The 15,260-nt window shown below is 49.3% G+C and carries 12 protein-coding genes and 1 tRNA gene; 5 read left to right on the forward strand and 8 right to left on the reverse strand.

Annotation, left to right across the window (positions count from 1 at the left end; all coding sequences use genetic code 11):
• Positions 1-1,032, forward strand: a complete 1,032-nt coding sequence (locus C4S60_RS14185; RefSeq protein WP_103881018.1) for a potassium channel family protein — start codon at positions 1-3, stop codon at positions 1,030-1,032.
• Positions 1,033-1,194: 162 nt separating this feature from the next.
• The gene (locus C4S60_RS14190; protein ID WP_103881019.1) at positions 1,195-2,493 is read left to right on the forward strand and encodes a BamA/TamA family outer membrane protein; all 1,299 of its coding nucleotides are present in this window, start codon (positions 1,195-1,197) and stop codon (positions 2,491-2,493) included.
• A gap of 129 nt (positions 2,494-2,622) precedes the next feature.
• On the opposite strand, the gene C4S60_RS14195 is transcribed toward C4S60_RS14190, so the two are convergent.
• Complete coding sequence (locus C4S60_RS14195) at positions 2,623-3,192, reverse strand: UPF0149 family protein (protein ID WP_103881020.1); 570 nt, start codon at positions 3,190-3,192, stop codon at positions 2,623-2,625.
• Positions 3,193-3,304: 112 nt separating this feature from the next.
• On the opposite strand from C4S60_RS14195, the gene C4S60_RS14200 reads away from it, so the two are divergent.
• Both C4S60_RS14200 and C4S60_RS14205 read left to right on the forward strand, forming a co-directional pair.
• Positions 3,305-5,509, forward strand: a complete 2,205-nt coding sequence (locus C4S60_RS14200; RefSeq protein ID WP_103881021.1) for a hybrid sensor histidine kinase/response regulator — start codon at positions 3,305-3,307, stop codon at positions 5,507-5,509.
• Between the two features lie 405 nt (positions 5,510-5,914).
• Positions 5,915-6,364 (forward strand): L-alanine exporter AlaE, encoded by a 450-nt coding sequence (locus C4S60_RS14205; protein WP_103881022.1) that lies wholly within the window; start codon positions 5,915-5,917, stop codon positions 6,362-6,364.
• A gap of 106 nt (positions 6,365-6,470) precedes the next feature.
• Here C4S60_RS14205 and fbpC read toward each other — a convergent pair whose 3' ends face one another.
• The 6 genes from fbpC to C4S60_RS14235 all read right to left on the reverse strand — a co-directional run bounded on the left by fbpC (position 6,471) and on the right by C4S60_RS14235 (position 14,475).
• The gene (fbpC, locus tag C4S60_RS14210; protein ID WP_103881023.1) at positions 6,471-7,526 is read right to left on the reverse strand and encodes a ferric ABC transporter ATP-binding protein; all 1,056 of its coding nucleotides are present in this window, start codon (positions 7,524-7,526) and stop codon (positions 6,471-6,473) included.
• A gap of 17 nt (positions 7,527-7,543) precedes the next feature.
• Entirely contained in the window at positions 7,544-9,640 is a 2,097-nt protein-coding gene (locus C4S60_RS14215; RefSeq protein ID WP_103881024.1) for an ABC transporter permease, read from the reverse strand.
• Positions 9,641-9,721: 81 nt separating this feature from the next.
• Entirely contained in the window at positions 9,722-10,759 is a 1,038-nt protein-coding gene (locus tag C4S60_RS14220) for an ABC transporter substrate-binding protein (protein WP_103881025.1), read from the reverse strand.
• A 200-nt stretch (positions 10,760-10,959) separates the two neighbouring features.
• A complete protein-coding gene (uhpC, locus tag C4S60_RS14225; protein WP_425275133.1) occupies positions 10,960-12,255 on the reverse strand; it encodes an MFS transporter family glucose-6-phosphate receptor UhpC in 1,296 nt (431 codons plus the stop codon).
• Between the two features lie 2 nt (positions 12,256-12,257).
• Entirely contained in the window at positions 12,258-13,850 is a 1,593-nt protein-coding gene (uhpB, locus tag C4S60_RS14230; RefSeq protein ID WP_103881027.1) for a signal transduction histidine-protein kinase/phosphatase UhpB, read from the reverse strand.
• Positions 13,840-14,475, reverse strand: coding sequence for a response regulator (locus C4S60_RS14235; protein WP_103881028.1), 636 nt, complete (start codon positions 14,473-14,475; stop codon positions 13,840-13,842). The genes uhpB and C4S60_RS14235 overlap by 11 nt, the downstream gene beginning before the upstream one ends.
• 289 nt (positions 14,476-14,764) lie before the next feature.
• Between C4S60_RS14235 and C4S60_RS14240 the strand changes: the two genes are divergently transcribed.
• Positions 14,765-14,852, forward strand: a tRNA-Ser gene (locus C4S60_RS14240).
• A 224-nt stretch (positions 14,853-15,076) separates the two neighbouring features.
• On the opposite strand, the gene C4S60_RS23560 is transcribed toward C4S60_RS14240, so the two are convergent.
• Positions 15,077-15,260 (reverse strand): hypothetical protein (locus tag C4S60_RS23560; RefSeq protein ID WP_208623270.1); only part of this gene is annotated, 184 nt, incomplete at its 5' end.

Below are 15,260 nucleotides of genomic sequence, written 5' to 3' on the forward strand. Positions count from 1 at the left end.
GTGGTCATCTGGATACAACTCAGGAAATGGTTTCATGCTCACCTGTTTGAGCTCAGATTCAAAAGTTTGCTATTAGCCATCGTACTCTACGCGGTCATATCGTGGGGCTTGCTCTGGCTGAGTGGCGAAACTGATTTGACGTTTCCCATCTCACAATTCATTTACTTCATTGTCGTTACTGCCTCTACCGTAGGGTACGGCGACTTATCACCAAGCACAGAAGCGGGACGTTGGGTTACCATACTGTTTGTTATCCCCGGCGGTCTGATGTTATTTGCGGCGCTGCTCGGTCGGTTGGCAGCGATAGGGTTAGATTCATGGCGCTCAGGTCAGTTAGGAAAAAGGAAAGTCAGCGTGGATAATCACATTTTGATGTTGGGCTGGAACGGACAGCGAACCATTCACTTAATTCGTATGCTGCAGCACGAAGAGACAGGACGGCGTCCTATTGTGTTGTGCAGTCGCTCGGATATTGAGAACCCGTTACCCGGTGAGATTGCCTTCGTTAAGGTCAATAGTTACACCGATGGCCGGGAAATGGAAAAAACCAACATCGAAACCGCAAGTTGTATCTTGATTGACAATCCCGAGGACGACATCACCTTGTCCGCAGCGCTGTACTGTGCCAACCGGAATCCCGACGCTCACCTACTGGTTTACTTCAAAGATGAGGCGTTGAGCGACTTATTGCATCAGCACTGCCCGAATTCAGAATGCATACCCGCTGTTGGTGCGGAAATGCTTGCGAAAGCGGCGGTGGACCCAGGCTCTAGCGCATTGCACCAAGAACTACTGAGCTCCACCAGAGGAATGACTCAATATTCCGTTCGTTACCCCCAGGACACTCCTGAGACCTCGGTCGAAGCCTTATTCAGCTGGATGAAGGTGAATTATCAGGCCACCCTGATAGCGGTAGATGTAGGAAATGGCATCATTCTTAACCCCGATCTCAACCAGGTAATCGCCCCCGGAAACAAACTTTTTTATATCGCAGATGAGAGGATCGGCAATTTTACCTGGAATAACCGCTAAATAGTCAGACGTTTGCAGACATTCGCGTATCTACATTATTCTGGCGAATGATTCGATAACAACAAACATCTTGATACCGTGTTTTGTTCTGTATATTATGCGCGCGCTTTTTGAAAGTAATGAATGAACGTTCATTTATTTGATTTGGGAATCTAACGATCCATGCGCGTAAACGTGTTGTCGCTTTCAATTTTATCTCTGCTTTTTCCTTATGTTGCTGTCGCCGAACAAGCGTCGATCCCGGGTTATGCTCAGTTAGAGCAGAACAAAGAAAATATGGTGTATGAACCTGACGTCGATAAGGCGAATGCCAAAGTGGCTGAGTACGACGACGCGATCGCTAAGCTGCAAAGTGATAATGCGAACGAGCGTTACAGCCATACCATTTCCGACCTAAAGTACGCTAAAAAATACTACCGTGAAGTGAATGGACTGCCGATGTTCAGTTTTCTTGGCGGCCCTGCCTATACCCCGGAACAAGGTTTATTAGTTGCGGTGGGAGGCTTGTACTCTTTTAAGACCGACCGTGACCAACAGGAACTGCAACGTTCGAGTGTGTCGGCGTTTGTTATTGGCAACTACGTAGACTCGGAAGTGGGCTACGGTCTGCGCGCCAAACACGACTTGTTCTGGAATAACAATGACATCCAGTTTCAGGGCGCGTGGAACGCGGGTACTCAGGGTAAGCACTACTGGGGTATTGGTTATCAGGCCGCACAGGACTTTGAGTTCGGTGACGTGACGCAGTATCAGGCCAACGTTAATAACTACAAAGGCAATCTGATTTTCCGAGTCGTTGACGACTGGTTTGTTGGACCAGCCATTAAGATCAATTACTTCAGCCCGACATCTGAACCTGAGTCTGCGCTGCTGGACGAGAACTTTAACCAGTTCAAAGACAAACCCTTTACTTGGGGCTTTGGCGCCAGCTTGCAGTACGACACCCGTGACATTGCGGTTAATACCTGGACTGGCTCGCTGTTTCGCACTGAAGTGCTGTTATACAGCGAGGCGCTTGGTAGCCAGGCGGAATATCAAAAACTGGACGTCGAGTACCGAATCTTCCACAGTTTAGAGAAAGGGCGTGTTCTGGCCTTCCTGAGCCACTATCAACAGGCCTTCGGCAATACCCCTTATTACGATATGCCGGAACTGGGTGGTGCCAGTTCAATGCGCGGTTACTATCAAGGGCAGTATCGTGATCAAGTAACGGCAGAGATCACGGCGGAGTATCGACATACCTTTCGCCGCAGCTCTGGCGCACTTTCCAATCATGGCATGACCGCCTGGACTGGTGTTGGCGCCGTGGGTGAATCCGTTGAGGATTTGTCAGGACACGCGATTTTGTCTTACGGCGTGGGTTATCGTTATGAGTTGCAACCCCGCATGAACATTCGTTTGGATCTCGGCATGGGTAAACACGGTGCCGCGTTCTATTTTAACTTTACAGAAGCTTTCTGAACCACGGTTGGGAAAAAGAGGGACACGGTGGCAGGCGAACCGATTATCTGGCAGTAGTTACTGATGATTGCGCCGATGGGGTATTGCTTTTATAAACGCCCTAAGCCTGATGCGCAGGGCGTTCACTGATTACTGTTGCTCAGCCAGCACTGCACCTTTTTGGGTGATACCACACAGCATCACAGGCATCGCATTGAAAATCTCGGTGAATTGCTCCATACCCTCAATGCCTTGTGCTTGTAGCGTTGCGATAGACGTCTCTGGATCGTAAAGCATACTCAGTGACAGCAGCACGCCACCCAGTAGTGCGTTGTCTTCGCTGTGCTCTGGCATCAGAGTTTCCCAGTCATCTCTGGCCAGTTGCCAACCCTGAAGAACGCCTTCGCAAAAATCTTTGGTTTGCAGAGAGACGATCTCTTCTTCATCTAACTCACAACCTTGCGGCCATTGCCATTCGCCATCTAAAAGAGCAGGGCGATAGTCGTTCCACAGCGCTATAATGGCCTGAGCGTACTGTTCCAACTGTTCGCCAGAAGTGAAAGGCGCCACTTCTTCGCCGCCCCATAAGAACGGTAGCCACTCTTCAGGTGGAAGCGTATGAGGAGCCGATGCCATAGAGGTTACAAAACCTTGCGTTTGCGCTTCATTCAGAAGCTTGCCTTCAAGCTCCGGAAGGGAAAGTATGTCTTTTAATGTCAAAATGCTTTACCGTAAAGGCTGAATTAGGGCTTAATAGTAACAATCTACGGCCAAATAAAATAGACGAAATTGACGTCGTCGGTATAAGAAGAAAAGGAATGCTTCTCTCGCCATGGTGATAAAAGAGTCTCTTAAAAAGAAAAGCATCATAGCGCTGACCGTTTATCTGGCGCTGTTTATCTCCGTATTTGGTAGCATTACCTATATGGTGGTGGAGAGTCCGGTCAGAGCCAAACTAGAAGAAAATCTCGACACTAAAAGTGAGTTTCTCGCCGCAGAAATTTCTGCGCCACTTTATGGCTCAGTGGGGGTGCTAAAAAGCATCGTCGCTATGGGGCAGTCTATTGAAGACCGTCAGACGCTGGATGAAGCGTTATGTCAGGTCTTCAAGCTTAATGACGGTATCGCGGTCAGTGGCGGTATATGGCCAGAACCTTACTCGGTTGATCCCAAGAAAAAGCTCACCAGTCTGTTTTATAACCGCACTCCACAAGGAGACGTGGACCGAATCGATCTCTGGAATAACCCTGCCGCCGATGGCTACCATGTCGAACCCTGGTATACCTCTGTGAAAGATCAGCCGGTTAATACCATAACCTGGTCGCAGGTTTACATTGATCCCTATACCCATGTTCAGATGATCACCGCTTCGTCGCCTTACTATGTGAATGGTAAGTTTTCGGGGGTGGCGACCGTAGACCTTTCTCTGGCGAACCTGGTGAATTTCGTCAAGGCCAAGGCACGGGAGCATGATCTTGGCGTGGTATTGCGTGATGCCAACAAACAAGTGATTACCGAGCATAACTTTCGTCTGGAAAAAGACATTTATGTCAGTGAGATACAGTTTGGCGATTTTAGCTGGAGCCTGCAGGTGGTCAACGCCAGAAGACTGGTGAGCGATCAGGTGTCTGAGATTGTCACAGGCGTGGAGCTGGCGATTGTGCCGGTGATGGTTCTGTGCCTGATGTTTGGTTATTACTTGATAAGTCAGTATCTTATCAGGCCAATATCGATGATTGCCAAAGAGGTCGATGGCTCGAGAGAGGGTGGCGGAATTGATATCAACTACCGCAGCCCGGATGAAATTCGTTATCTTATCGACACCTTTAACCAGAAAACCGTGTATCTCGACCGGGAGCGTATTAAGGCTCAGGCATCGACCAAAGCCAAAACCGCCTTTCTTGCCACGCTGTCTCACGAGATCCGCACTCCTATGAACGGGGTACTCGGTACTGCCCAGATATTATTGAAAACCGACTTAAATCTGGAGCAGCGAAAGCTGCTGAAAACCCTGTATGACTCCGGTGATCATATGATGTCGCTGCTGAATGAAATTCTCGACTATTCGAAAATAGAGCAGGGCCATCTGGAGCTCTCTAAGAGCGCCTTCCCGTTAACCTCGATAATCGGCAGTATGCACAGTGTTTATCACACCCTGTGTAATGAGAAGGGGCTGCGCTTCAATGTCTTTTCTCAGGTCGATGAACAGCGCTGGTACAAAGGTGACAAAGCGCGACTCAGACAGATCTTGTTTAACCTGCTCAACAACGCGGTGAAGTTCACCTCTCAGGGATCGGTCGATGTCGTACTAAGTGAAGAGGTTCGCGGCGACAACAACCTGTTGACCATCCGGGTGAAAGACACGGGTATCGGCATTCCCAAGGAGGCGCAGGAGCGCATTTTCAAACCGTTTGAACAGGCGGAGTCGAGCACCACAAGACGCTATGGCGGCACGGGACTCGGGCTCTCCATTGTGCGAGAGATCGCTCACTGTATGGGCAGCGAGGTGACGTTACATAGTCAGGAAGGTATTGGCTCAGAGTTTATCGTCAGCGTATTGCTTGAACGCTGCAGACCGGAGACGCTCGACATTCATATCGAACGGAATCTCGACTATCGGGGGCTCAAGGCGTTGATTGTTGAAGATAACCGCACCAATACCATCATTATCGAGACCTTCATGAAACGTAAAGGTTTTATCACCTATGCGGTAGAAAATGGTGAAGAAGCGTTGAAGGCCGTGTCGACCCAAACCTTCGATCTGGTTCTGATGGATAACCATATGCCAGTGATGGATGGCGTTGAGGCCATCTCAGGTATCCGAAATATGGTGGGTAAAGAAAAAGACACCCTGATATTTGGTTGTACTGCAGATGTGTTCAAAGAAACCCGTGAACGCATGCTGAGAGCGGGGGCGGATTACATTGTAGGTAAGCCCATTGATGAAAGGGTGCTCGATGATGCCCTGTATCAGTTCGCGAACAAGCTGTTTCAGTTCACTCACAAAACCGGTAACGACCTTCACTCCGTTGGTTAACCCGCTAACGTCATGTCTTTTGGCAGGCATGACGCCCCAATAGTTCTGTTATTAACCCTCAAAAAGACGCTGTTGGCGCTCATGTAGCGACTAAGTCTTTGTTCTCGTTAGACTCACCCCAATGCTCATCCAATTTATTAGTAATTAATGTACATTTCTTGGCAGGTAACTGACTGAATTTGCGTGTGATAGTCGATAATTGTCATAAAATTACAACAACTAGCGAGTTTATCTAGTTTGAAAGCGAAAATTGGTGATTTATTTACTAACTTGTTTTAAATACGGTATGTAAAACTACAAATTTAGTGTTTTAATAGCGCTCAAATCTGGATATAAGAATATATCCAGTGATATGAATTGCCAAAAGCATTTTTTGATAGTTTATAATTCCGTGAGAAACTGACCTTGAAACCTAAAGCTCCTTTTTGTATTCGTAATGCCGCAGCAGACACTTTTGCTATGGTGGTATTCTGTTTTGTGTCTGGCATGTTGATTGAAGTCCTCGTGTCGGGTATGACGTTTGAACAGTCTCTGGCATCGCGATTGCTGTCTATTCCCGTCAATATTGCGATTGCTTGGCCCTACGGCGTGTTTCGTGATTGGGCCCTAAAACAGGGTGCCAAGGTTTCGGGCAGTGGCACCATGAAAGCCATCTCCGACCTGATCGCTTACGTAGCGTTTCAGTCCCCTGTGTATGCGGCGATTCTGTTTACGGTGGGTGCCTCCACAGACCAAATCATTACTGCGGTATCGAGTAACGCGGTTGTGTCTTGTGGTATGGGTGTACTTTACGGTTACTTCCTGGACTACTGCCGCCGCTGGTTCCGCGTTCCGGGTTACTATCAAAGCGTGTGATGTGCCGATCATTTGATCGAAACCCTCACTCCCGCCGTGTTATTGAAAAAAGACGTCACAGGACGTCTTTTTTGATATTTCTCCAGTAGTAAAACCAATGAGTGATTTATGCGGCCTTAGGTAGCAAAAATATGCCCGTTGGCTCAATGGTCAGATACGCATGTTCTGAAATCTCGGGATCAAACTGGGAAGAGTTTAGTTGCAGCAGCAGTTCCTGATCCTGCCATTCAACCGCAACTTCATACATAGACCCCATGTAGACGACGTCCTTCACCTTACAGCGCTGGCATTCCTCGCCTTCCCCGGTAAGCAGAATGGCTTCCGGGCGGACACCAATCTGGTATTCGTCGTCCGGGAACTGGCACAGTGTTGCGTCTTGCACAGGCACTTTATATCCGTTGATGTCGAGATGACGGTTTCTGAACTGGCCGGTGAAAATGTTGGCATCACCCATAAAGTTCGCCATAAACATGGAGGCAGGAGTCCGGTAAAGCTCATCTGGCGTACCCTGCTGCATGATATCGCCGTCTTTCATTACGATGACGGTATCAGACACCGCAAAGGCTTCTGACTGGTCATGCGTCACATACAGCGAGGTGATGTTAAACCGCTGCTGAAGCTCACGGATTGTTTCTCGCATATTTCGGCGCAAGTTGGCGTCAAGGTTACTCAATGGTTCATCGAAGAGCAGAACCTTCGGCTTAAGAACCAGCGCTCTTGCCAGAGCCACACGCTGCTGTTGACCACCTGAAATCTGGTCCACAAAACGGTCGCCCATACCAGCCAGATCGACCAACTGAAGCGCTTCATCAACCCGCAGTTTGATTTCTGCTGCAGGCAGCTTAAGCATTTTCAGGCCATACGCGACGTTTTCATACAGCGACATATGCGGAAACAGTGCATACGACTGGAACACCATGCAAATATCACGATGCTGGATCGAAGTGTTGGTGACGTCTTTACCGTCGATAAAAATCTGACCGCTGGTGGGCTTTTCCAGCCCGGCTACCAGGCGAAGCACTGTTGTTTTGCCACAGCCAGATGGACCGAGAAGCGTGATGAGCTTACCTTTCTCGATCTCTAGATCCAGGTTGCCAATGACCGTGTTATCGCCGAAGCGTTTACAAATATTTTTCAGAACTACAAAGCTATTCTTATTCATTTAAAAATTCTCCAGACCTAATCTTGGTGCTTGGCTTTAGAGCGTGATATCCGGGCTTCTCCCACTAGGAAGTCAAAAGTCAGAATGATGGCAAGCATGACAAATATCAGTAGCGAACCGTAGGCAATCGCAATACCGTATTCGCCGTCTTCTACCCGGTTAAGAATGTACGAAGTGGCAACGCGGGTCTCAGGCGTGACCAAGAATATGATGGCGCTTACCGTTGTCATAGCGCGAACAAAACTGTAGATCAGCGATGAAAGGATCGCCGGTCTGAGTAGCGGGATCAGGATATTCATTATGGTTTTGAACGAATCGGCACGCAGACTCAGTGACGCTTCATCCAGCGACTTATCCAGTTGCCCTAGACCGGCCACGCCGGCGCGGATACCCACGGGCACATTACGCATCACCATAGAGATCACGACGATGGCTGCGGTCCCTGTCAGATAGACGGGCGCGTCATTAAAGGCAAGAATATAGGAGACACCCGCCACCGTGCCCGGTACAGCGAAACAGAGCATGGTAACGAACTCAACCACCTTCTTCCCATGGAACTGCTGACGCACAACGATATACGCGATGAGCAAGCCAAAGGTTGCGGTAATTGGTGCGGCAATACCCGCATACGTCATGGTACTGATCAGCGATGGCCATGCACCTTCACCGAATCCCATTCCAAACAGGTTGACATAGTTCGCCAGAGTCAGGGTGTAATCTACGCCCCAGTTCACGGTAAAGCTTCCGTAAACAATACTTCCGTACAACAGCACGTTAAATGCCATCCAGACATAGAGAGTGATGGAGACAAAGATACGCAGACTGTTCGGTAGTGGTTGCACATCCCCCCGGTATGACTTACCGGAAATTGTTACGTACGAGCGCTTGCCAATCCAAAGGTACTGAACAACAAAGATGGCCAGAGAGAAGATAAGCAGAACCGCACCAAGCGTACTGGCTGATGCGTAATCGAGCTGCGCACCTGCGATATAGAAGTAGATCTGCGTTGCAAGAACATCAAAGCTTCCGCCGAGTACCAGAGGGTTACTGAAGTCCGCCAGTGACTGAACAAAGATAATAAGGAAGGAGTTAGCCAGCGCAGGTTTCAGCAGCGGGATCACCACATTAAAGAAGGTTTGATAGCGGTTGGCACGCAGGGTATACGAGGCCTCCTCCAACGACGGATGCAGGGATTTCATCGCGCCATCCAGAATCATAAATGACATAGGAGCAAAGGCCAGAACCTGCGCCATCCAGATGCCGGTAAAACCATACAACCAGTTGGTGTGCTCAAGCCCGAACCAGTCCACCATCAGTTCGGTGACATAGCCGGAGCGGCCCAGCATCAGGGTGACACCCAGACCGACTACAAACGGTGGGGTAACAATTGGCAGAATCGAGAATATCCGGGCAATAAACGCAGACCGAACTGCAATGCGGGTGGAATAAATCGCGAAAATTAAACCGAAGAAGGTTGCGGTCACACCGACGGACGTTCCCAGCATCATTGAGTTGAGAATAATCTGAACAATCTGTTTCTGAGACAGGATGTCGATAAACTGCCAGGCGACAAAGTTACCCATCTCATCCTGAAACATAGGCACAAAAATGGCGATGCTCGGGTAGAGAATAAAGGTAGTAATCAGGCCGACAATGGTGACCAGAGAGCCGATGACAAAGACATCGCCGCCAAGATATTCAAGACGGGCATAGGCCAACGTAATCACGCACCCCAGAGCAATAAACAGCAAAATGGTGCCATAGCCGAGACCGTTTCCAGTCGCCCAGGAGGATATCAAGGTAAACAGAATGCAAAATGCGGAATAGCCAATATCCATGTAATGGCGTTTTTTATGGTATTTGTTCTGAGCCAGTTTTGGGCGCACCAATAATAGCAGTGGAAGGCCAAACCAGAGCCAGGCAACATTTCTGCTGCTCCAGCCCATGGCCGCCAGAAACTCATCTGAGGTGGATTCAAAAAGCCCGTAGTCGAGTGCGAAGACCGGCAACAGAATAAATGCAGCAACAATGGAGGCGATCCAGTAAAACACCGGGTCACGGCCAAGCTTCTCGTTTTGCAGATCAATACCCGTATCTGCAGCTAGCTGAGACATGTTAGTCACCTTGATAACGAATTAAGATGTTAATGAACCCTCCCCGGAATCGAGGAGGGCAGGGAGTACACAGAAGGGAGATTACTCGCCCATCTTAACTACATTTACCCACTTTTTAATCAGACGCTTACGGGTGTCAGAGGCACCATAGGTGTCCATGTCGTAATCGATAAGGTCAAGCTTGCTCGGGTCTAATGCATAAGGAGACTGTTCGGCATGCGTATTTGTCAGGATCTGGAACGATTTACCCTTCTGCCACGCTAGCTGCTGGCCTTCTTTCGACAGTACCCAGTCGATAAATAGCTTCGCATTCTCTTCGTTACGTGCGCCTTTGATCATACTGACGCCGCCGATTTCATACCCCGTGCCTTCACAAGGAGAGATAAGCTCAAGCGGTGCGCCCTGAGACTGCTCAAGAGAGTAATCGTGCAGGAAGCCGATACCGATCGCGATTTCACCGCGTGCAGAGTTACGGGAAGGTGTCACACCGGATTTGGTGTATTGAGAGATGTTCTTGTCGAGTTCTTTAAAGTATTCAAACGCTTTGTCTTCGCCCCAGAGCTGGATAAAGGTAGCCAGTGCGGTGTACGCCGTACCTGAACTCTGCGGGTCAGCAATCTGAATTTCTTCTTTGTATTCAGGTTTCGTCAGGTCATTCCAGCAGCGTGGAATTTCCAGTCCCTTCTCTTTCAGACGTTCGGTGTTAACACCAAAGCCTAAGATACCCATATAAACAGCAGAGGAGTAGTTGCCCTTGCGCTTAGCAGGATCGCGGAACTCTGGGATAATGTTGTCCAGTTGAGGTGACTGGTAAGCCTGAAGCAGATCCATTTCACCTGCCTGAGACTGCGGATCTAAGGTGCCGCCGTACCAGACATCGGCACGCGGATTTTTGCGTTCTGCCTGAATCTTAGCCAGAGTACTGCCCGAGCCGTTGCGCACAAACGAAGTCTTCACGTCAAATTTTTCAGAAAAGGCTTTAGTCTCCGCTTCACACATTGCGTTTGTCGCGCTGCAGTACACCACAAGGCGGCCTTCGGCGAGCGCTTGCGGGGCAGCAAGAGCCGCAGAGCCCATGATGCATGCGGTAAGCAGGGTTCGAGTGAATGTTCCTTTCATCTTCTGTTTCCTCTGTTTTTTATTGTCATTCGGTGCCAGCTTTTTTGCTGTTGTGCGCCGGTTGGAGGTAGGGTTCTTTGCCATGTTAGAAAACAGAACAGGAAAATGAATGAGACGGGTTTTTAGTCACCTAGGAAAATTTCCTAGTTTGACCGACTGTTGATGGGTTTTGTGCTGACGCTCACATTGCCTGAGTACACTCAGGCAATGTCGGGTTCTGTCTCAGGATCCTGAGCTTTGAGAAACGGCAGAAGCAGAAGGCCAATGGCGGCCGCGACGATGGTAATGACACTGAAGAAACCTTCCCAGCTGTACTGCTCAATCACCAGAGAAACAGGATAACCTGCCAGTGCTGCACCGAGATAGCCAAACAGACCCACGAAGCCTGTCGAGGTGCCGGCCAGATCTTTATGAGAACATTCCGCCGCCGCCATACCTATCATCATCTGCGGACCAAAGATAAAGAATCCGATGGAGAACAGGCAGGCAGAGAGTACGTAGATATTGTCTAGCGGGGTTAACCATAGCGCTGCCACTGAAATGGAAATGCCAAGGGCAAATATCAGGTTCATCGGTGCCCGGTTACCATGGAAGAACCGGTCTGATCCCCAGCCTCCGAACAGAGAGCCTAAAAAGCCGCCCACTTCAAACATGGAAACGGCGGTATTCGCGGCCAGCAGGCTGGCGTTGTGTCTCTCGACCAGATAGAGGCTTGCCCAGTCATTGATGCCGATACGCACCACATAAACCAGCATGTAGGAACCACAAAGCAGCCAGATATATTTGTTGCTCAGTACATAGGTGCGGACTTTTTCCTTAAAGCGCAGGCCTAGCCCCTCACTCTCTTGCTGCTTTTCAAGCCAGTCGTTCTTCCAGTCACCAATGCTGGGCAGCCCCATGGTGATGGGCTTATCCCTGAGGCCAAAAAAGAGAATGCCGCCCATGATACAGGCGATGATTCCCGGCACAAAAAAGCCAAAGCGCCAGCCCCAGGTCATGGAGATAAAGCCGATCACTACCGGTAATAAAGCGCCGCTGACATTGATGCAGGTATTCCAGAGTGACCACCAGAAGCCCCGTTCAGAGCGGGAGTACCAGGTAGTGAGTATCTTTGCGCAGGCTGGCCAGCCCCAACTCTGGAAAAAGGCATTGAGCATCCATAAGATAACCATCATGGGCAGTGACGAGCTTAATCCGAACAGGATATTGACGACACCGGATGCGATTAACCCGATCCCCATAAAATACTTCGGGTTTGACTGGTCACTCACCATCGCCGACAGGAACTTGGATGTACCATAGGTCATGTAATAAACGGTAGCGATAACACCGATATCCGAATGAGTTAACCCCAGATCTTCCAGCATCGCGGGCATGGTGAAGTTCAGACTTTTACGGGCAAAGTAGAAAACACCGTAACCCACATACATCAGTGCCATAAGCTGAATTCGCCAGCGTCGGTATATCTGGTCAACCTCGTGTTTATCATTGCTCACTTTCAAAGACCTGCCTCGCTTAACGGCCGTTTATCTGCTTTTATCGGCAGGTTTACCGCGACTCTCGTTCCGCCTCTGTTCTCGATAGTTATCTCGCCGCCAAGGGCGCTAATGCGTTCCTGTATCCCTTTTAGCCCCGTTCCCCGACGTTGCCAGTCCTGCGGGAGCCCGATGCCATTGTCCTGATACTCCATCCGGACTATCGGACCAGGGAACAGAGTGATGTGCACTTCAGTTGCATTCGCATACTTAGTGGTGTTGTTAAGCAGTTCCTGAACCACCCGGTAAAGGGTTACCGAAATCACCTCATCCAGAGCATCGACATCCAGCCCGATATTGATGACGCATTTCACATTGCGCTCTTTTAACTTCATTTCCTGAGCCAGGTGCTGCAGGGCATTCTCAAGCCCGAGTTCATCTAAAAACTGGGGCCGAAGCTGGGTAAGCAACTGACGGGTAGAGGTATGGATCTTTAATGCCAGATCGTTAATCGCCGTTGCAATTTGTTTGGTGCCGTTCTCAGTGGCAATGCGGTCGGCCAGCGTGGCCTGGATCTGTATCGCCGTAATATTCTGACCAATCTCGTCATGCAACTCCCTTGCTACCGACTTGCGAATATCCTCTTCCACATGAACCAATTGCTTGGTCAGCGCCCGCTTGGTAAGGAGCTCTTTTTCTAAATCCCGGTTGGCTCGGTGCAATTTTTCGGACAGAAGGTGCTGGCGACTAATGGCGATGCCCAGGCCGAGCCCGATAAGAGCCTGAGTGGTGATAAAAATGTGCATCTCTTCAAAGCTGCTGAACGAGCCGGCTACCTTTTTCGCGGCGGTGAGCAATACACTGTTCATGACCGCAGCCAGCACGCCGCCCTGCCAGCCGTAGCGATAGGCCATAAAAATATTTGGCAGCAGAACAATGATCAGTAAAAGGCTGGTCAGCTCGTCCTGGAAAACGACCTCGCTCACCAGTCCGGTAATAAAAAACACCACCACCCACAGGTACGCCGATGGCCTGAGGGAGATCTGTTTGTGTACCAGAGAAGGGGAGAGCGGAACCCAGATTTTGTGTATCAGGTAGTCGTGCAGCAGATAGAAAAACGGTGCCAGCAGGACCCCCCCGGTCAGAGCTGCGATCACACTGCTGTAGAGGAGGCTGATGTTCAACGACAGCGGTTTGTTGAGCAGGACAAAAATCAGCGCAACGAGCAGTGAGTTAGCGATTACTAAGCTGATCAGGAACAGCAGCTGTTGCCAGTACACGTCCAGTTTCTGCCATTTTTGCTGAAAGGGCCGCAGCAGGACACAAGTGGTAAAGAACGTGACCAACAGCAACAGATCGAAGGGTAAGAATTCAGTAGAAAGGGCTATACCAACCCAGATAAGTAATTCGCTGAGAACGATTACCCACCACAGCCTGAGCGGTAAGATCAGCAGCACCGCGATACGCAGCCCAACCGGGAGTAAGGTCGCAGCAAGATGGATATCTTTGACTAGATAACTGCTGACACACCACAAGCAGAACCAGGTGATGGTGTAGATAAGAAACAGGAAGGCGATGGAAAATGCACCGCTGCCCGATGGGATATCACGCTTCATCGGGCAGCAACTTATGCTGTATCGCGAAACGGATCAGATCGACGTTATTCGACAATCCCAGCTTGCCAAGGATATTCGCTCGATGCACATGTACCGTTTTATGACTTAGTGACAATTTAAAGGCCACTTCCTTGGCATCCAGCCCCATAATAAGATGCTCGAATATCTGTTTTTCTCGTTTGGTCAGTTCGTCAAGCGCAGCATCTGGCACGGAGGCGTTACTCAGATTAATCAGAGCATCGGCACAAAGGTAACGGTCACCCGAAGCCACAGTGCGTATTGCCTTTACCAACTCGCCGGGACCGCAGCGTTTTGAAAGGTAACCTGACGCACCGGCATCAATTGCTTTGCTCACAAAAGACGCGGAGTCATAGATACTGAGGATAATCGCCTTAAGGTCGGGCTTACTCTTTCGTAATCGCTCCAGCAACAAAAGACCACTTTCGTCGGGCATGGAGATATCGATAACGGCCACGTCCAGCGTACCTGAGCAGGCGAGGGAGTAGAAAGCCTCTTTGGCAGAGCTGAATTCCCCTTCTACCTGGATGTCACTTTCCACACTCAATAGCTGGGCAAAGCCAGAGCGCACCATTACGTGATCGTCAACTAAGGCAACAGAAATCATAACTATCCGGAATTTATTATTAATTTATATATCATTCTGATAATTGCACTTTGTACAGCGCGACGCAAAGGAAGAAGATTAAGGTGTGATAGCTATCTTATCCCGCTCTGAAGCGGGGTCAAAACTTGTGACCTTTTACAGAAATAGCCCTGAATTTATACAAATCAGTCAAATTATCATCAGTCAGCCACAAAAGGGCACTATTTCGTAAAATTAACCTTGACCAAAGCCCTAAGAATCATTAAATTAGCGCCTCGTTGCCCAAGGGGTAACGCAAAAAACAAAATACGGTGAGTTGTCCGAGTGGCTGAAGGAGCACGCCTGGAAAGTGTGTATACGGCAACGTATCGAGAGTTCGAATCTCTCACTCACCGCCACATTCGAAGCCCCAGCAGAAATGCTGGGGCTTTTTCGTTCTATCTACCTGAACAAAAACAAAAAATGCCGTCATCCTCATGCAAATGAGGATCTTTTAAAGCGAGTGACTACCTTAAAATACTTCGTAACCTGAAAGCGCGTTAAATTGGTAGCGAGAAGATTAGAATGACTGCCCTTAATACAAAAAAGGTGCTTACGTGAGCACCTTTTGTCTATGCCGAAATTACGGCTCGCAAGAGTCACCCGTTTTGGCTGTCCAGCTTGTCCCTGCGTCGTAAGAACACTGCTCAGCATAAGTGCCGTTCGTGTATGTCAGAGTGCGAGACCAATGGCCTGCCTTGTTGTGAGATGTGGTACGTTGGGCCAGTTCAGCGGTTGGCTCGTACTCTGCCAAGATACGTCCCCAT

It is taken from the genome of Vibrio hangzhouensis (genome assembly GCF_900107935.1).
GTDB lineage: Bacteria > Pseudomonadota > Gammaproteobacteria > Enterobacterales > Vibrionaceae > Vibrio > Vibrio hangzhouensis.

Bases quoted from the DNA above. Each gene is read 5' to 3' on its own strand.
- uhpB (WP_103881027.1), bottom strand. From the start codon at position 13,850: ATGAAGCGTGATATCCCATCGGGCAGCGGTGCATTTTCCATCGCCTTC.
- C4S60_RS14200 (WP_103881021.1), top strand. From the start codon at position 3,305: ATGGTGATAAAAGAGTCTCTTAAAAAGAAAAGCATCATAGCGCTGACC.
- C4S60_RS14215 (WP_103881024.1), bottom strand. From the start codon at position 9,640: ATGTCTCAGCTAGCTGCAGATACGGGTATTGATCTGCAAAACGAGAAG.
- fbpC (WP_103881023.1), bottom strand. From the start codon at position 7,526: ATGAATAAGAATAGCTTTGTAGTTCTGAAAAATATTTGTAAACGCTTC.
- C4S60_RS14220 (WP_103881025.1), bottom strand. From the start codon at position 10,759: ATGAAAGGAACATTCACTCGAACCCTGCTTACCGCATGCATCATGGGC.
- C4S60_RS14235 (WP_103881028.1), bottom strand. From the start codon at position 14,475: ATGATTTCTGTTGCCTTAGTTGACGATCACGTAATGGTGCGCTCTGGC.
- C4S60_RS14190 (WP_103881019.1), top strand. From the start codon at position 1,195: ATGCGCGTAAACGTGTTGTCGCTTTCAATTTTATCTCTGCTTTTTCCT.